Below are 19,072 nucleotides of genomic sequence, written 5' to 3'. Positions count from 1 at the left end.
CTTAAATTATTTGTTTTGAAGCTCTTTCATTCTATAAACGATTTTCAGTCAACCAAGAAAACGATTTTAACTCTTGGTACCTTTGACGGCGTACATATTGGTCACAAAAAAATTCTGGAACGAATTACTCAAAATACTGAAAACGGAAAATACGAGAGTTTAGTTCTTACATTTTTTCCTCATCCGAGAATGGTTTTACAGGAAAAATCAGAGATAAAACTTTTGAATACAATCTCTGAAAAAACAAAACTTCTTGAAGCGACAGGAATTGAAAATCTTGTTATTCATCCGTTTAACGAAAGTTTCTCAAGATTGACTGCCGAAGAATTTGTACGTTCTATTTTAGTCGAGCAATTTCATATTCAAAAAATAATTATAGGTCACGATCACCGTTTTGGAAGAAACAGAACGGCGAATATTGATGATTTAATCGCTTTTGGAGCAGAATATGGATTTGAAGTTGAGCAAATTTCGGCGCAGGAAATTCAGGATGTATCTGTAAGCTCGACCAAGATCAGAAAAGCTTTAAACGAAGGAAATATGACTTTGGCCAATGATTATTTAGGCTACGCCTATTTTTTATCTGGCGAGGTTGTAAAAGGAAAACAATTAGGAAGAACAATTGGTTTTCCAACAGCAAATATCAAAATTGAAGAAGAATACAAGCTAATTCCAAAAATTGGTGTTTATGTAGTTAAAGCTTTAATTGCCGATCAGGAATTTTTTGGGATGATGAATATCGGTTTTAATCCTACTGTAAATGGGCAAAACCAAACTATCGAAGTAAATCTATTTGATTTTGATGCTACTATTTATGGTCAAAAAATCGAAGTTTCTTTACTACATTATCTTCGTGATGAGCAAAAATTTGGTTCATTAGACTTGCTTAAAGCTCAATTAAATCAGGACGAAAAAGATGCTTTGGCTTTTATTAGTAAGCTCTAAAAAGCAACTAAAATACTTTTTACCTTTTTTAAATCATCGTAGTTATTTTTTTAGTAAATTTGATATAGAACTCTGTTTATCAAATATTTACTATTAACTTATTTAAAAATAACCACTATGAAATTACCTAAAGAAATTACCAATGGTTTCTTGATTTTCCTTGGTATAGGAATTTATTTTCTATTGATGAACGTATTAGGTTTAGCTCATTTATTCTATTTACGGACGCTGAATGTATTTTTTATATTTTATGGCGTAAATAAAACGATGAAGATGAATCTTCAGGAAGGAGAAACCAATTTTGTATCGAATGCGGTTTCTGCTATGGCAACTTCTGTAGTTGGTGTAGCGATGAGTGTTTTTGGATTATTAGTATATAGTTATGCAAGAGGCGGAGATGCTTATGTAAAAACCTTATCAGAAGCTTTTATGTTTGGAGGAAATCCGTCCGTACCAACCTACTGTATTTGTTTGTTATTTGAAGGAGTCGCATCGTCAGTAATTGTCACTTTAATGATGATGCTATACTGGAACAATAAGTATGTCGCCGATTAACATTTCAAAATAAAACTATCATTTAAGCATTCTAAAATCATAAATTTTTACAATTATATGATTTCAGAATGCTTCTTTTTTGAAATTTCATGCAAAATATTCATTTAAAGCGATGAGCATCATTGATTAGAACAATTTAATTACTTTTGAAGCTCCAAAAACAATGAACTAATGAACACTACCAAACACAACTGGACAAAAGACGAGATAATCGCCATATACAATAAACCTATGATGGACTTGCTGTATGAAGCAGCAACAATACACAGGCAAAAACACGATCCGAACGTCGTACAGGTATCTACTTTATTATCTATCAAAACCGGAGGCTGTCCTGAAGATTGCGGTTATTGCCCGCAAGCTGCCCGCTATAACACAGGTGTTGAAGGAAATGATTTAATGAGCGTAAGTCAGGTAAAAGCCCAGGCTTTGCGTGCCAAATCCAGCGGATCATCTCGTGTCTGCATGGGAGCCGCCTGGAGAAACGTAAAAGATGGTGAAGAATTTGACCAGGTTTTAGAAATGGTACGTACCATCAATAAACTAGACATGGAGGTTTGTTGTACTTTGGGCATGATTACTGAAAACCAGGCGCAACGTTTGGCTGAAGCCGGTTTATATGCTTACAACCATAATTTAGATACTTCTGAAGAATATTATAAGGATGTGATTTCTACCCGTGGTTTCGAAGACCGTTTGCAAACGATCGAAAACGTCCGTAAAACGAATGTTACGGTTTGCAGCGGAGGAATTATCGGGATGGGAGAAAGCATCGAAGACAGAGCCGGAATGCTCGTGGCGCTTTCAACTTTGAACCCACAACCTGAATCTGTGCCTATCAATGCTTTGGTTGCTGTTGAAGGAACACCGATGGAAGAAGAAAAACCGGTTGAAATTTGGGAAATGATCCGTATGGTTGCAACAACCAGAATCATAATGCCGGATACTCAGGTACGTCTTTCTGCAGGAAGAACAAATATGAGCCGCGAAGGACAGGCAATGTGCTTTTTTGCCGGTGCAAATTCTATTTTTGCAGGTGATAAATTATTGACAACGCCAAATCCTGACGTACAGGAAGACATGAAAATGTTTGACTTACTGGGATTGATTCCGCAAAAACCATTTGTTAAGGTTTCTCAACCACAAACAGTAGAAGCAACTGATTCGCAGTTTACTACATTGGGCGAAAAACCTAAATGGTCAAGACCGGGGCATACAATTGAAAGAAACCTTGAAGCTTCGATCAAATCAAAAAATTAATTAAATGAGTTAATAAATCTCGCGAAATATTTTTAAATTGCTTATGACACAGAGTTATAAGCAATTTTTTTATTTAAGAGATGAAGTTAAAGCAAATCGAAAGGGTAAAAAAGATCTCAAAAGCTGATTTTATTTCCCAATATGTAAAATATCAAATTCCAGTTGTTATTGAAGAGCTAACTGAAGATTGGCCTGCTTATCAAAAATGGAAATTGTCCTATATCAAAGAAATCGCCGGCGAGACTATTGTCCCTTTATACGACAATAGGCCTGTAAATCATGAAGATGGCTTTAACGAAGCGCATACTAAAATGAAGATGAGCGATTATGTCGATCTATTAGAGTCAAAGCCTACTAATTATCGCATATTTCTTTACAATCTAATGAAAGAAGTCCCAATACTAAAAGAAGATTTTTTATGGCCAGATATTGGCTTAAAATTAGTCAAACAAATGCCAATGTTATTTTTTGGCGGAGAAAACTCAAAAGTTTTTATGCATTATGATATCGATTACTCGAATATCCTGCATTTTCATTTTCATGGCGAAAAACAATGTATGCTTTTTGCTCCGGATCAGTCTAAATACATGTACAAAGTACCTCATGCATTAATTTCAAGAGAGGACATTGATTTTGATAATCCCGATTACGAAAAATTCCCTGCCCTTAAAAATACAGAAGGCTATATTACTAATTTAAAACACGGCGAAGTTTTGTACATGCCTGAAGGTTATTGGCATTATATGAAATATCTGACTCCCGGTTTTTCTATGAGTTTACGTGCTTTTCCTAAAAGTATTACCAATTTATCAAAAGCAGTTTATAATATTTTCGTTATGCGCCATTTTGATATTTTGATGAGAAAATTTAAAGGTCAAAAATGGATTGATTATAAAAACGAGAAGGCGATTGAAAACACAAATGAGAACTTAAGAAAGAGTGCCTAAAATAAACCTGAATAAAAAAACAGCTGAAGTTTTATAGAACTTCAGCTGTTTTTTTATTTTACCTTCGTACTATTTATATTTAAATTTGCTTTTTGCATTAAACAAAACAAGGAAGTTCCGATTATAGCAATTAAGACCGTTAAAAATTTATTATAACAGTTACAATTCTAACTCAAAGCCGTGTTCAATACGCTAAATTAAAATGATTCTTTTTTTAGCAATAACCATTAAAAAACATGAATTCAATTTTCACAATAAAAGACGCAATTCTAAAATTAGAGCACTTTTGTGCCTATCAGGAACGCTGTCATAGTGAGGTAATTTCGAAATTATACAGTTTAAAAATGTTTCCTGATGAAATTGATGTTGTGGTTGTTCAGCTAATTGAAAACAATTTCTTAAATGAAACCCGTTTTGCGTGCAGTTTTGCCAGAGGCAAACATAGAATTAAGCATTGGGGCAGAATCAGGATTACGAATGAGCTTAAAATGAAACAGGTTTCATCGACTAATATTACGCTCGCCTTAAAAGAAATCACTGCCGAAGAATATGAAACCACGTTCGAACAACTTTCTGAAAGATGCTGGAATAATCTCAACGAAAAAAACACTCTGAAAAAACGAAAAAAATTCTGTGATTACATGTTGCGACGAGGATACGAAAGTTTTTTAGTTTATGACAAAGTAACCCAATTAGAAAAGAATTTAGAAAACTAAGTAACAAAGCATTATTTTTCTATAGAATCAGAATATTTACATACTTAAAATGAATTACGCTTTTTCTATTAAAATACTCACCGCATTACCACCAAAACCAACAGCATTGATTAAAACTCTTTTTATCGATTTTGTCTGGGTTTGTTTTGTCCCAAACGGAACTCCAATAAAAGTATCATGTTGAAACATTAAAAGTGCCAATTCCAGACTTAGTACGCCGGAAGCTCCAAATGTGTGACCAATCTTCCATTTATTAGTCGTTAACAGCGGCAATTGAGATCCGAAAACTTTTTCTATAGCTCGTAATTCCGTTATGTCACCTTTTATCGTTCCCGGAGCATGCATTACAATCGCATCAATGGTTTCTAAAGCAACATCTTTCAAAGCCATTTTCATTGATTTCTGAAAACAGGTTGCTTCGGCAGAAATAGAGATATTATGCTCTAAGATTTCCGTTGCATAACCTACACCAGTTACATATGCAATTGCATTTTGTTTCTCTCCGGCTTCCAAACAGCAAACTGCGGCTCCTTCGCCTAAAATCATAGTGTTCTGACTCTTGTCAAAATCAAAAGCTAAATTGGGCCAGGGATTTTCATCCTGACCGATTCGGGAATATATTTTAAGAGCGCGCATTTGAGCAATTGTGAAATCAGTTAAAGGAGCTTCACTTCCTCCAACCAAAAACTTATCTGCCATTCCTGATCTTAGCCATGCAACACCATTTAACAATGCATGAAGCGCTGTGGAACAGGTTATAGAATGCGAAATTTCAGGCCCCACACTTTGCAGATCATGTGCAATCCAGGACGATATATTTCCTAAAGTTGTTGTTGGCGAGGCCAAAGTCTGTGCCTTGCCCGTATCAAGATATTCTTTGTAATGTTTTTCGAATAAATCTGTCGCACCACGCGAAGATCCAATATTGATTCCAAAAACAGCATCAGAATTCCATCCTGCCAGTTCAACCGCTTTTCGGGAAGCTGCAATGGCAAATAAAACCGAATCATCTAAAAACTTATATTTAATATCTGATTCTCTTATTTCTGCAATTATTTGCTTTGATGCAGGATCAAGAGTAGCAACTGAAGTTTCTTGCTGATCTAAAAACTGTTTAGAAAAACAATGTTGATTCTCGAGATACTTCTCCCAAACTCCTGCAGAAGTATTTCCTAAAGGAGAAATGGATGAAAAAGATGTTATAGCTATTTTGGTATTCAATGGTGGTATTTTTTTATCGCAAAGTTCGCGAAGTTTTATTGAAAGATGGCACGCGGATCATACCGATTAAACAGATCGACACAGATTATTATATTTAAAACAGCGAAAAATCCGTTTAACCCGTTTAAATCTGTGGGCAAATTTATACCATTTCTATAGCTTCTTCAATAATAGAATACACTTTTTGAAGCTGGTCGTCTGTCATAATATACGGAGGAAGAATGTAAACAATATTCCCAACCGGACGTAAAATAGCCCCTTTTTCTATAAAGAAATTATAAAGTTTGTTTCGCATAGAACCGTAATAACTTTCTGCTGAATCGGATTTAATTTCGACCGCAAAAATAACGCCCAATGTCCTGGCTGTTATTACTTTTGAATGCTTTTCAATTTTCTTCTGAAATACTAAATGGCTTTTATTTATCCTTTGAATATTGGCTTGCATTTCATCGGTCTGCAATAAATCCATACTTGCCAGAGCTGCTGCACAACCTGTTGGATTCGCCGTAAAAGTATGTCCATGAAACAGTGCTTTATTAATATCATCATCATAAAAAGCATCAAAAACTTCTTGTGTAAAAGTCGTAATCGCCATTGGGATTGTTCCTCCGGTTAATGCTTTAGAAAGACAAATCATATCCGGCTCTTCAGAAACGTAATCCATTGCAAAGGTCTTTCCTGTTTTTCCAAAACCCGTCATTACTTCATCTGCAATCGTCAAAACTTTACTGGTTTTACAAATCTGAATTAATTTTGCTAATGCTTCAGGTTCATACATTACCATTCCGGCAGCTCCCTGTACTAATGGCTCAAAAATAAAACCGGCACAATTATGTTTTTCAATCACGTTTTTCAACGCGTCAAAACTTTCCTGTTCTTTTCCTTTTACCGGAACCGGAATTCTCACAACATCAATAAACATTCCCTGAAAGGCTTGTGTGTAAAAAGATATTCCACTTGCTGCCATTGCTGCAAAAGTATCTCCGTGAAAAGCATTTTCGAAAGCAATAATAGTAGTACGTTTTTCATTTTTATTAAAAAAATACTGCAATGCTACTTTTATCGCAACTTCAACGGCTGTTGACCCATTATCAGAAAAGAAGATTTTTTGTTGATTTTTTGGCAAGATCTCCATTAACCTTTCCGCTACTTTTATTGCTGGTTCGTGTGTAAAACCTCCAAATAAAACATGCTCCAAAGTCGTTAATTGCTTGTAAATCGCATCTGCAATAAATTTATTACTGTGCCCAAACGGGTTTACCCACCATGAAGCAATTGCATCAATATATTCCTTGCCGTTTTCATCCCAAAGCAAAACTCCTTCTCCTCTGGAAATTGCAATTGGAGTTTGTGCTGTTTTGTGTTGTGTATAAGGATGCCAAAGGTATTGGCTGTCTTTTTCTGTTAGAGTCATCTTATTTAGAATATAGAAAATAGAGTAAAAAACAAAGATTTAATATCTCTTAATAGAGGCAAAGATAGGAAAGTCTATTTTCTTTATTTTATATTCTTTTCTTTATAAACTAAGAAGGTTTTCCCGGAACAAATCAGCGTATTCACGAATTACATTTTGGTCAAAGTAAGGCTCTTCCTCAATTCTACCGATGCATTTTATTCCGGTTTTATTCAGGATTAGACTTTCGGTAGATTTGTTTTCGCTTCCGCTAAAGATAATTCCAGCAACTTCAAAACCACGATTTCTGATTGCTTCTATCGTTAATAAAGTATGATTGATGCTTCCTAAATAATGTCTTGAAACTACAATTATTTTATAATCAGGTTGTATTAAATCAATAATTGTGTCGCTTTCATTTAGTGGAACAAAAATCCCTCCGGCTCCTTCGATAACCAGATGGTTATCTGTAACTGGTTCTTTGATTTCTTCCAGATTAATTGTAATTCCGTCTATCTCAGCTGCCAAGTGCGGACTTGCAGGTGTGTTTAATTTGTAGGCATTTGGATAGAATTGAGATTTTGTACTTCGACTTCGCTCAGTATGACAACTCAATAGGCTTTTAACTTTATGACTATCCGAATTATCCAGATCTCCAGCCTGAACAGGCTTCCAATAATCCGCTTCTAAAGCTTCAACAACGATTGCAGCACTAATTGTTTTACCAACATCTGTAGAAATTCCTGTTATAAATATTTTCATAAGTTTTTTGTTTCGCAGAGATACAGAAAGAAAAAAAACAAAGATTCACTAAAATGACTTTTGCTTTGTGTCACTTTGTATTTTTCTTTGTGTATCTCTGTGCAATAGCTTTCGCAAAAATACCACTAAAAACAAAACCCATCATTACGATAGGTTTATTGTTTTCGGCTACTCTTCTTTTAGTTCGTCGATAACTTTTCTTATTTCCCTGGCATATTTTCCATAAAAATAATGCACCCACCATTCTAAAAAGACCCCCATAACTAAGATAGAGAAAATAATCATTAAGAGAACACTAATCAGCTCAGAATCGCTGACATCAACTATCTGTATAGCAGGAGTTTTAGAAAACTTTGTATAGAAAAATCCAATTAAAAACAAAATTGAAAAAGGCGTTACAGCGAATCCAAAAGTCTTATATAACTCCATATTCAATCTCACATCAAAATACGTTTCGTACAAACTATCTTTTGTTTTTAATGTAATATTATTAAGTCGTTTATAAAACAAATACAGCTTTGCAAAATAATAAATACAAACGGCAATAAATATGCTAAAGAACAAATAGTAAATCTTTGCTATTTTTGGTTCGAAAGCGTAAATAAAAGGTATAAAAGCGAAAAAAATTATAAAGACCATTTGCCATAGAAATTCATGCCTGAGATTTCTTCTAATTTTATCCAACGGCATATTTGCTGATTGTATTTTTGCTAAATTATCCGGAAGCACAACATTCTCTGTCTTTTCATTATTCCATGCGTTTTGTATATCGTTAAAATCCATATCCTTGATTTTTTATTATTTCTTTTAATTTTTCTTTTGCCCTATTTAATTTCACGCGTGCATTTCCTTCTGAGATTCCCAGATTGTCTCCAATTTCTTTATGAGAGAAACCTTCTAACTGATAGAAAATAATCGCTTTATCAATTTTCTCCAGTTTCTGGACTGCTTTATAAAAATGATCGATTTGACTTTCTTTAATATGCGAATCGCCTTCATCATCTTTGATGTTTTCTGAAGCAATCTCATATTTATCTACTTTTCGTTTTTCTTTTTTTAAGAAAATAATAGCTGTATTTACTGCAACCCGATACATCCAGGTCGAAAACTGACTTTCGTTTCTAAAAGAATCATATGATTTCCAAAGCTGACAAACAATCTCCTGAAACAGATCTTGCTGATCATTATGATTGTCCATGTACATTTTAGAAACTTTATAGAGTATTCCTTTATGACTTTGAATCCGATCTAAAAATTCTTGTTCTTTCTCTTTCAAAACGATTTTATTTCGTTACCGGTTTTACCTTGTATCCTGCTTTTTTCAATAAATTAATCACGCCGTCTTTACCTGGCAAATGCCCTACTCCAACTGCCACAAACAAACTTTCCTCTTTCATCATCTCAGGCATTCTGTGTGCCCAATCTTTATTTCTGTCGTCAATTATCAATTTTCTAACTTTGTCACTCATTGCCTTTTCATTCTCCCCATGAAGATTCATCAGGTTTTCGGCTTTATAATCTTCAACCATTTTTTTGGTCTCGGTCTTACTAAAATCACCAACAGTTTCTATCAATTCTGAATCTGTGTAAGCATTTGACAATATGCTGCTTTGTCCTTTTACAGTTTCGAAACCTCCAATCGTTTTATTTTCTTTTTTAGCCAAATCTATAAAATCTGATTCATATGATTTTAATGTTTCACAATCAAATGTCTTTATAGAAATAAAACCCATAATTGCCGCTAAAGTAAAACCATCTAATTGTTTTACTTTCAAACCTGTATTTTTTTGTAAAATCGAATCTAATTTTGACAATTGTTCTTGTGTCAGCTTCTTACTTAACGGCTCTGACGAAATACTGCTTTTTTGGGCTTCTGCTATTTCATTAGGATCAGATAAATTAATCTCCAGAATTAGTTTATCTGATTTTTGAAATGCTTTTTTCGTTTTTTCTGCCATAAAATAATCATTCGGGCAAATACCATGAATGGTTCCGTAAACATATGATGGCTTTGAAAGTCCGTTTCCTGACACCTCCCATAAAAGAGAGTTTTCTAATTTTGGCGTTTTTGTTTGCGCCTGAACTGATACACTAAAAACTAAAGTGATTATAACGATTGCTGATGTAAATAAATTTTTCATTTTGATTGATTGTATTTGATTGATTGATTGAAACTCCTTTTTAATATTTATTGTCCTTATTTCTATTCCACCAAGTAACGAATACTAAAACTATTGAGATCGTTAAAATGATGCTTAGGATTTTTATTAAAAAGTAGCTTACTAAGCCTACAAGGAATCCTATTGAAGCAAAAAGGATAACATTAAAAACACTTTGTTTTGAAGAATTTGATTTTGATTTCATAATGGTTTTGTTATTTTGATTACGACTCGTAAGTAATCAAATATTCAAAACGTTACAAAAGAAACTAAAACTTTTTTAAGAAGTGAGGAAAGACAAGGAATTGCAGAGATTTTTTACGGAGTAACATTCTATAATTGGCCCGCTGATTAAACGAATCAAACAGATTGTCACAGATTTTTTTTACTTTTAGAACTCAATAAAAAGGATAATCTCACAAGTCGCAGTGTCATCCTGAGCGGAGTCGAAGGCTTGCTTATTGGAATGGGCTTCGACTCCGCTCAGCCTGACAATACTAAATCTTAAAAAATAAAGTCTCTAACAATTTCAGAATTTGATTAATTTCTTCTTCAGAATTAAAACTATGAATGCAAAAGCGCAAACGTTCCTGTCCTTCAGGAACTGTTGGCGAAAGAATTGGTTTTACATCAAAACCTTTATCCTGCAATTGTTGCGCTAATCGTTTTACGTTTTCATTTCCGGGTACTATTGCGGATTGTATTGCTGATTTGCTTCGAACAAACATTGGCTTTAAACCCAACAGATTCTTCTGCTGATTGAATAACACAATATTGTGACGTAATTTTTCGATGTTTTGTTTTTCAATTTCTAATTGCTGGTATGCTACCAGAATTGTAGCAACAGAATGTGGAGATAATCCTGTTGTATAAATAAAACTTCTGGCAAAGTTTACCAGATATTCTTTAAGATCTTTGCTTCCAAGAATCACTGAGCCATGACAACCTAAACCTTTTCCGAAGGTCATGATTCTGGCAAAAATTCTGTGATGCAAATTAAGATACTGAATAAATCCTTCTCCTTTTTCGCCAAAGACACCTAAAGTATGTGCTTCGTCTATGACTAAATAACAATTGTATTTTTCAGATAAGCCTACTAATTCTTCTAAGTTTGGACTATCACCATCCATAGAGAAAACAGATTCAGTCACAATGTAAATATTTGTATCGGGAAATTTTTGAATAAGTCGTTCTAAATCCTCAAAATCATTGTGATTGAATTTGTACGATTTAGCATTCGACATAATAATTCCGTCCCGAATAGAAGCATGACTTAGTTCATCATACAAAATAACATCATTTCGTTGCGGTACAGCACTAAAAAAGCCAACATTGGCATCGTAACCCGAATTAAAGATTAAAGCCGATTGAGCGTCATGAAAGTCTGCAATAAATGCTTCTGCGATTTGATACAACGAATGATTTCCGGAAATTAAGCGCGAACCTGTTGCACCATTTTCAAAAATTTCGTTTTCCAGCAAATAAGCATGAGTTGACTTAAATATCGATTCTGATTTTGCGAATCCAATATAGTCATTTGAAGAAAAATCGACTAGATTATTGAACACAGGCAGTTTTCTAAGCGAATTATTCTGCTTTCGATTTTCGAGCTTCTGAATTAGATTTTCCGGTAATTTCATAAAAGCAAAGTTATGAAATTGAAATTATATTAAATAAACAGCGGGCTTGACATGCCCGCTGTTTGTAACTTACTATTTAAATTGCACTTATAAAAGGCGATTGTCTGTTGAATTTGGATGCTGTCATTTCCTGAGTCATGAATTTTGCAATATCAATTGCACTAATCTTATCGCCCAGACAATCTTCTGTACTTATTGAAATCTCAGCACTTATATCATTAAATTCTATAAACGGAACCCGAACCTGGGTCCATTGTACATTACTTTCAACTAAAAATTCATAGGCCTTTTGCCTGTCTTCCTGAATTATTGGAAAATTGGTTTTCATCCATTCCGTGGCCATTTCTGTTTTAGCACTTTTTTTATCAAATGGAGTTTCTATATTCAATCCCGCCAATAACAAATAGCGATCTATTCCGTAATTATTCATTACTTTCAGAATATTCCTGATTGCTGCACTGGCAACAAGAGGCTCGTCTTTGCGTTGCCCAATTGTACTCACAACTGCCTGACAATCTTTTAGCAATAATTGTATGGATTCTAAATCAAGGGCATCCCCTTTAATTATTTCGATGTCTGGATTCTGAATGGTAAAATTTTCAGGATTTCGCAACAAAAGTTTTACGCTAAATCCTTTTTTCAATAACTGGTTTACAAGATAATTTCCAGTTCTTCCGCCACCGCCTAAAACAGCAACTTTATTTATATTTTTCATATATTCTTTATAAAATTTGACATAGTTATTTGGCTGCATCAAATTGATGAAGCTTAATTACAAAAGCTTACTGAGCTTTTATAAAACAATCAATATTTTATAAAGAGATTCTAATACTTCAAAAGTATATGATTTATGGCAATAAAAAAAGCCAAACATTTCTGTTTGGCTTTTTATTTATTCTAAAATTGCCTTAGTCAACTAAAACAATAATTTTATTGTCTTTCATTTCGATAGTACCTGACTCGATCTCTAATGTATAAGTCTGGTCATTTACTTTCGTGAATTTACTCGCTACATCTTTAGAAAAATTGAAACTTGACGCTGCAATTTTAATAGTTCCTTTCTCTAGAATAGAAACAATAGGAGCGTGATGGTTCAATATTTGAAAGCTTCCGTCAACTCCAGGTAATGTAACTGCTGTTACTTCTCCTGAAAATATTTTAGCTTCTGGTGATACTATTTCTAAAATCATCTTTTTTTAGTTTACAGCCTCAGTTAAAAGTCTCAGTACTGAATACTGCGACTGAATACTGAAAACTAGATTATGCTTCAGCTAACATTTTTTCTCCAGCTTCGATAGCATCCTGAATAGAACCTTTCAAGTTGAAAGCTGCTTCAGGAAGATGATCTAACTCACCGTCGATAATCATGTTGAATCCTTTGATAGTATCTTTAATATCAACCAAAACTCCAGGAATACCTGTAAATTGCTCCGCTACGTGGAATGGTTGAGATAAGAAACGTTGAACACGACGTGCTCTTGATACTGATAATTTATCTTCTTCAGATAATTCTTCCATACCTAAGATCGCAATAATATCTTGCAATTGTTTGTATTTTTGAAGAATTTCTTTTACTCTTTGTGCACAGTCATAATGCTCATTTCCTAAGATTTGAGGAGTCAAAATTCTTGAAGTAGAATCTAACGGGTCAACCGCTGGATAAATACCTAATTCAGCAATTTTACGAGACAATACAGTTGTAGCATCTAAGTGAGCAAACGTTGTTGCCGGCGCCGGGTCAGTTAAATCATCCGCAGGAACGTAAACCGCTTGTACAGATGTAATAGATCCTTTGTTTGTAGATGTAATACGCTCTTGCATCGCTCCCATCTCTGTTGCCAAAGTTGGTTGGTATCCTACTGCAGAAGGCATACGTCCTAAAAGTGCTGATACCTCAGAACCTGCTTGTGTAAAACGGAAGATGTTATCAACGAAAAACAATACATCTTTACCTTGATCAGTTCCTGCTCCATCACGGAAATACTCAGCGATAGATAATCCTGAAAGTGCTACACGCGCACGAGCTCCAGGAGGCTCATTCATTTGTCCGAAAACGAAAGTAGCTTTAGACTCTCTCATTCCTGGCATATCTACTTTTGATAAATCCCATCCTCCATTTTCCATAGAGTGCATGAAATCATCACCATATTTTATAATTCCTGACTCTAACATCTCACGAAGTAAGTCATTTCCTTCACGTGTTCTTTCTCCTACTCCTGCGAATACTGAAAGTCCACCGTGACCTTTTGCGATATTGTTGATCAACTCCTGAATCAATACTGTTTTACCAACTCCAGCACCACCAAACAATCCAATTTTCCCCCCTTTTGAGTAAGGCTCGATCAAATCGATTACTTTGATACCTGTAAATAAAACTTCTGATGAAGTAGACAGATCTTCAAATCTAGGAGCTTGTCTGTGAATAGACAAACCGTTTTCTCCTGTTTTTGGCAAGTTTCCTAAACCATCAATTGCATCTCCAATTACATTAAATAATCTTCCATATACATCTGGACCGATTGGCATTTGGATTGGATTTCCTGTTCCAACTACTTCATATCCTCTAGACAAACCGTCTGTAGAGTCCATAGAAATGGTACGAACTGTGTTTTCTCCAATGTGAGATTGTACTTCTAGAACTAATAATGTTCCGTCTTTTTTAGTGATTTCTAGTGAATCATAAATTTTTGGAAGTTCAACATCCTTACCGTTGAAAACTACGTCAACTACTGGTCCAATGATTTGAGCAACTTTTCCTATTACTTTTGACATTACTTATGTATTTATTAAATAGCTATTTAGGTTTATCGAAAATACCTCTTTTTTCAGAGCGCAAAGATAATTTTTTAAAATATAAAATCAATATTTTTTTTATAAAAAATACTACGATTTTGTTTGATTCCTAAAACTCAGGCTTCAAATACAGAAAATAGCATTTTTTAAGAAAAGAAAAAAAGCCACTACATTTTAGAAATGAGTGACTTTCGTACTAAAAAAATTGGCATTATTGAATTGTTGCGGGATATTGAATTGGATATATACCCAAATCGACATGACGTAACGTTGAACCATATTTTGCATTTATTGCATCTATAAAAATATTAGCGATCAAACCATACCCTCTTGCACTAGGATGTACACCATCTAAAGAAAAAGCTCCTCCGGTAACATAAGTCGACGACATGGTAAAATTCCCAAAACGAACTCCTCCGCTGGACAACTGCGTCATTACAGCGCCTGTATCTACAAAAGCCAAACCTTTTTCATCTGCAATTCTTTTTATTGTTACATTATAAGCATCTGTGGCTTTTTTTACTTCTGCAATTTCGTCTTTTGTCAACACCCAATTATCAGCCAATGGCACCGAAAGTCCGTTTACTTTTGCTGCATCTCCCCCAACTGTAGTACCAATAAATGTTCTGGCGGACAAAATTATCAAATCTTCTTTAGTTGCCTGTCTGTACGAAGGAAGTCCGTAAGCCATAAGATTCGTTAAATAACTATCCACAACCACCACCGCATTATTTCCCGCTATAAAATTGACTGTTCTTCTTGTTGCTTCTTCCTGGGTTAATAATTTATTGGCAACCATTTGTTTTAAACCTCCATTATAAACTGCATAACCTGCATTTAGTTGAGTTGCAAGAGCAGCTGTAAGCGGAGCCGGATTAAAAGGAACTGTAGTAAAATAAGGCAAAGTTGTGATGTAAGGCAAGTTAGCCACTACTCCTTTTGCTCCTTTTGCCGTCAAACTCGTAACCAAACCGGAGTAAACACTTGCAAAAACAGCTGGATCAGTAATATCATTACTTCCATAAGTAGCAGGATTCATATTTCCGGTCTGATCTTTTCCAATTCCTCCCGAAGTTGCATAAGCCAAAACATCATTTCCTCCTATAAACAAAGAGAAGAAAGTTGGATCCTGAACTACTGCATCTGCCAAAATCGTAGTTGAAGGCGAACTGGCAAAACGAGCAAAATATGGATTAGCAGCGCCACTTGCCACTCCTGCAACATTTCCATATCCAGATGCTATTAAATGAAAACTTTTGGCACCCGGAACTCCTAAGTTACCAAAAGTTCCCGTAAGATGTGTTGTAACTTCTGTCGTGGGTTTTCCGGCAACATTCACAGGAGCCTGTCCGTTAAAATACAAACGAGTAGCCGCCACAACATTCCCGCCTAATAATAACCCTCCCAGATTATCATTCATAAATGGTGTTGTAAAAGCACCTCCACCTGCCGCGACAAATTGCTGCGCCATTATGTTTGTATAAGACCCTTCCTGACCCTTTTTAAAAAGAGCATTATCGCTGTAACCTGCAGCAAAAGAATCTCCAAGCGCTATGTATTTAGTAAACACTGCAGACCCCGGAACAACCGGAACTTCTGCCGGATTATCGCTGCTATCATCATTATTACACGCCACAAAGGTTAATGAAACCAACAATAGCAATTTTATATTTTTTCTCATGTTATTTAAGTTTAAAATTATTACTTCTTTCTCATTTTTCATCTAAGAAAGAAACCCGCTTCATCTTACTACTGTTATAATTACGGATTAATTGTCCAGGAAACAAACCATTGCTGACCAATAGATCCGGCTCCAATTACCTGAATATAGTCTGAACCAAAAAGATTCGTTGCACCCACTTTAATAACTGATTTTAATTTTGTAAAAGCATAATTAATCTGAGCATCCAGAACTGTATTTTCCGGAACGATTCCGTCTCCAAAAGAAGATTGCCATAAATACTCAGTATTCCATCTTACATTCACATTAAACCCAAGGTTTTTAATCACTTTAGCATTACCAAGTGAAGCTTTAATTCTGTGCTTTGGAGTATTAAAACCTGCTATGAAGCTTGGATCATCTGCCTGGTTAAAATCAAACTGAGCATAGTTATAATTCACACCCAATTCAAAATCCTTATATACCTTTTTAGACAAACCAACTCCAAAACCTAATGAAGAAACCTGAGCCGTAGTATTGGTATAAACCTGATACACCCTTCTGTCACCAAATGCCAAAGCCTGATAACTTTGTTGCACTGCAGGATTTGAAGAATCTGTCCCTACCGTTCCATAATACGGAGATATTACTCTTGCAGTATTCATAAAATCATTATAAATATTATAATAAACATTTAAATCTACTGACAAATCATTCTGAACTACCGAACGATATCCAACCTCAAAAGCATGAACTTGTTCCGGTTTCACCAACCCGATGTTGGCTACCTGAAGATCTCCCGGATTTGCAGAAGCAGCAAACGCCTGAACCGAGGCTACTGTATAAGCATTGTGATAGGCATTTTGACCAGACATTCCTATTGTTGCCGGCTGACCCGCTATTGCTTGTCCTGCAGCACTCACATTTACAGTTTCCTGAAAACGATCTAAGTTATCAGCAGCAGATCCTATTAAAGCAAATGGCCCTAAATCTAAACCTATATACTGATCTTGCGTTGTTGGGTTACGAAAACCCGTTTGATAGGACAATCTGAAATTATGTCTTTTAGATTCTCCCGCAGAATACACAAACGAAACTCTTGGCGAAACATTTCCATCAAAATTCTGGCTTTTATCATAACGCAAAGATCCTGTGAACTTCAATCTGTCGTCCATGAATTTTTTAGTCAACTGACCATAAGCACCATATTCTCTATAACTAATTGGACCATCATAATCAGTAAAAATAGTTCCTTCAGAATCCATAATATATTGCCTCCATGAACCACCTACCTGAATTTCTGCCCATTTTATCATATCCCTGAAATTATAATTCACATCTGAATGGTACAATTTTGAATGATCAATGAATTTAGCCCCTTGTGTCAAATCTGGATTTGAAGTAACTGTGGCAAGTGCATTATTAAACTGTACTGAACCCGGCTCAAATCTGGCTGAACCTTTTGGCGCAGGAATAAAAGAAATTGGCGCAGGTAGTATATTATAATCCGCAAAATTTCTTGCAATTGTTGCAGATTCATTTGCATTAGTTCCCATTACAGCACCTGATAATTGATAAGCTGTAGCATAATTGGTAAACCATTCCTGATCAGATTTTGCAGCCCTGTTTACATTCCAACCTGCAAATCTCATATCATATGAATTTCCGGCATCCTCATCAGTAGCATATACTCTGGCAAAAAAGTTCTTTCCTTTTACCTCAATTTTTCCTTGCTGCATCATGAAATCCTTCAAAGAATACCTATTAGCTCCCTGATAAATAGTACTACCTAAACCTATTTTATATTGCAGGATAACTTCTGTCTCATCTTTAAAAGGTTTAATATGAGCAGAAAAATCTGCTTTCACATTTTTAACTTTGTTATCTGTCAAATCCTGCTCACGATATCCCGTTCTGCTCACCTGACCAACATTTGGAATAAAAGTAGTTATCTCATCTCCATAAATATTCAAACCATCATAATTTTGATTATTCGCATGACCAACAGAACCTCCGGTCATACTTCTAGTATCGGCAGCAATCCATTCCGTTGCTTCCATATAAGTAAAGTTCGCTTTTAAGGCAAAACTTTTTGTAAAAGCTTTTGCAGCTCTTATTCCAAAATCATTATAATCATTAGTTCCAGCCGCTTTTTGAGTGGTTTGTCCGTATTTATAATAAACACTAATCCCTTCATCAACAAAAGGGCTTTTACTATTCATAAACAAGATACCATTAAAAGCATTTGCTCCATATAATGCAGATGATGCTCCCGGCAAAAGCTCTACACTAGCCACATCTAAATCTGAAATTCCAATTAAGTTCCCTAACACAAAGTTCAATGCCGGCGAAGAATTATCCATCCCGTCAACCAATTGCATAAAACGCGTATTGGCCACAGAAGCAAAACCACGAGTATTAATCGACTTGAACGAAATACTGCTGGTATTAAAATTCACCTCTTTTAAATTCTCTAAACCATCATAAAAAGTGGGTGCCGTGGTATTTTTAATTTCCTGAATTCCCATTCTTTCTATAGTAACAGGCGATTCAATTACTCTCTCCGGAGTTCTTGAAGCCGAAACAACGATTTCATTCAACTTGGTTTCTTCATCCTTTAATACCGCACTTACTTTTTGGCTGGCCGATGTGATATTAAAAGTCTTAGCTTCAAATCCCACTGCCGATACCTTAATTGTAAACGGTAATTTTACTGAAGTTGTCAATTTAAATGTACCATCGAAGTCGGTTGAAGTACCGCTTCGATCTCCTACAACACTAATGTTAGCACCAGGAATAGATTGTTTGTTACCATCAGTAACAGAACCAGTAATTGTATTCTGAGCGAAGGTTATTCCGCTGAAAAACAACATAATTAGTAGACATACTCTCATTTAGGTTTGTTTTTGGTTAGTTAATGTAGCCAAAATACAAATATTTTTGATATTAATAAAAAAATGTTAAAAAAAATAAATATTCTATATAAAATTCGTTACAATTTTAACTATTTGATAATTAGTT

Annotated in this window: 17 protein-coding genes; 5 read left to right on the top strand and 12 right to left on the bottom strand. The window is 34.9% G+C overall.

The genetic code is table 11. The features are described from left to right. The first annotated feature begins 15 nt into the window (after positions 1-15). The 5 genes from NJT12_RS01025 (at position 16) to NJT12_RS01005 (ending at position 4,423) form a co-directional block, all read left to right on the top strand. The gene (locus tag NJT12_RS01025) at positions 16-945 is read left to right on the top strand and encodes a bifunctional riboflavin kinase/FAD synthetase (RefSeq protein WP_271334064.1); all 930 of its coding nucleotides are present in this window, start codon (positions 16-18) and stop codon (positions 943-945) included. Between the two features lie 117 nt (positions 946-1,062). Continuing rightward, positions 1,063-1,500 (top strand): hypothetical protein, encoded by a 438-nt coding sequence (locus NJT12_RS01020; protein WP_230033726.1) that lies wholly within the window; start codon positions 1,063-1,065, stop codon positions 1,498-1,500. Positions 1,501-1,671: 171 nt separating this feature from the next. Further along, the gene (gene bioB / locus NJT12_RS01015; RefSeq protein ID WP_271334063.1) at positions 1,672-2,760 is read left to right on the top strand and encodes a biotin synthase BioB; all 1,089 of its coding nucleotides are present in this window, start codon (positions 1,672-1,674) and stop codon (positions 2,758-2,760) included. 80 nt (positions 2,761-2,840) lie between these two features. Then, the gene (locus tag NJT12_RS01010) at positions 2,841-3,707 is read left to right on the top strand and encodes a cupin-like domain-containing protein (protein ID WP_271334062.1); all 867 of its coding nucleotides are present in this window, start codon (positions 2,841-2,843) and stop codon (positions 3,705-3,707) included. A gap of 236 nt (positions 3,708-3,943) precedes the next feature. After that, complete coding sequence (locus NJT12_RS01005) at positions 3,944-4,423, top strand: regulatory protein RecX (RefSeq protein WP_271334061.1); 480 nt, start codon at positions 3,944-3,946, stop codon at positions 4,421-4,423. Positions 4,424-4,477: 54 nt separating this feature from the next. Here the strand turns inward: NJT12_RS01005 and NJT12_RS01000 are convergent, their stop codons facing one another. The 12 genes from NJT12_RS01000 to NJT12_RS00945 all read right to left on the bottom strand — a co-directional run bounded on the left by NJT12_RS01000 (position 4,478) and on the right by NJT12_RS00945 (position 18,945). Continuing rightward, complete coding sequence (locus tag NJT12_RS01000) at positions 4,478-5,644, bottom strand: beta-ketoacyl synthase N-terminal-like domain-containing protein (protein ID WP_271334060.1); 1,167 nt, start codon at positions 5,642-5,644, stop codon at positions 4,478-4,480. A gap of 142 nt (positions 5,645-5,786) precedes the next feature. Then, a complete protein-coding gene (gene bioA / locus NJT12_RS00995; protein WP_271334059.1) occupies positions 5,787-7,058 on the bottom strand; it encodes an adenosylmethionine--8-amino-7-oxononanoate transaminase in 1,272 nt (423 codons plus the stop codon). A gap of 102 nt (positions 7,059-7,160) precedes the next feature. Continuing rightward, complete coding sequence (bioD, locus tag NJT12_RS00990) at positions 7,161-7,799, bottom strand: dethiobiotin synthase (RefSeq protein ID WP_271334058.1); 639 nt, start codon at positions 7,797-7,799, stop codon at positions 7,161-7,163. Positions 7,800-7,967: 168 nt separating this feature from the next. After that, the gene (locus NJT12_RS00985; RefSeq protein WP_271334057.1) at positions 7,968-8,582 is read right to left on the bottom strand and encodes a hypothetical protein; all 615 of its coding nucleotides are present in this window, start codon (positions 8,580-8,582) and stop codon (positions 7,968-7,970) included. Further along, positions 8,572-9,075: an RNA polymerase sigma factor gene (locus NJT12_RS00980; RefSeq protein ID WP_271334056.1), complete on the bottom strand. Its 504-nt coding sequence runs from the start codon at positions 9,073-9,075 to the stop codon at positions 8,572-8,574. The genes NJT12_RS00985 and NJT12_RS00980 overlap by 11 nt, the downstream gene beginning before the upstream one ends. Positions 9,076-9,082: 7 nt before the next feature. Beyond that, complete coding sequence (locus NJT12_RS00975) at positions 9,083-9,940, bottom strand: TraB/GumN family protein (RefSeq protein ID WP_271334055.1); 858 nt, start codon at positions 9,938-9,940, stop codon at positions 9,083-9,085. 515 nt (positions 9,941-10,455) lie between these two features. After that, positions 10,456-11,598 (bottom strand): aminotransferase class I/II-fold pyridoxal phosphate-dependent enzyme, encoded by a 1,143-nt coding sequence (locus tag NJT12_RS00970; protein ID WP_271334054.1) that lies wholly within the window; start codon positions 11,596-11,598, stop codon positions 10,456-10,458. A gap of 76 nt (positions 11,599-11,674) precedes the next feature. After that, positions 11,675-12,313 (bottom strand): NAD(P)-dependent oxidoreductase, encoded by a 639-nt coding sequence (locus NJT12_RS00965; protein WP_271334053.1) that lies wholly within the window; start codon positions 12,311-12,313, stop codon positions 11,675-11,677. 193 nt (positions 12,314-12,506) lie between these two features. Further along, entirely contained in the window at positions 12,507-12,788 is a 282-nt protein-coding gene (locus NJT12_RS00960) for a FoF1 ATP synthase subunit delta/epsilon (RefSeq protein ID WP_271334052.1), read from the bottom strand. A gap of 70 nt (positions 12,789-12,858) precedes the next feature. Then, on the bottom strand, positions 12,859-14,370 hold the full coding sequence (gene atpD, locus NJT12_RS00955; RefSeq protein WP_072957076.1) for a F0F1 ATP synthase subunit beta: 1,512 nt from the start codon (positions 14,368-14,370) through the stop codon (positions 12,859-12,861). A 232-nt stretch (positions 14,371-14,602) separates the two neighbouring features. Next, positions 14,603-16,072: an SGNH/GDSL hydrolase family protein gene (locus tag NJT12_RS00950; RefSeq protein ID WP_271334051.1), complete on the bottom strand. Its 1,470-nt coding sequence runs from the start codon at positions 16,070-16,072 to the stop codon at positions 14,603-14,605. Between the two features lie 80 nt (positions 16,073-16,152). After that, on the bottom strand, positions 16,153-18,945 hold the full coding sequence (locus NJT12_RS00945) for a TonB-dependent receptor (RefSeq protein ID WP_271334050.1): 2,793 nt from the start codon (positions 18,943-18,945) through the stop codon (positions 16,153-16,155). Between the last annotated feature and the right edge of the window lie 127 nt (positions 18,946-19,072).

Source organism: Flavobacterium azizsancarii (assembly GCF_027980145.1).
GTDB classification, from domain to species: Bacteria; Bacteroidota; Bacteroidia; order Flavobacteriales; family Flavobacteriaceae; genus Flavobacterium; species Flavobacterium azizsancarii.
Note: the sequence above shows the minus strand (reverse complement) of the source record. Positions and strands in the feature narration are given on the sequence as shown.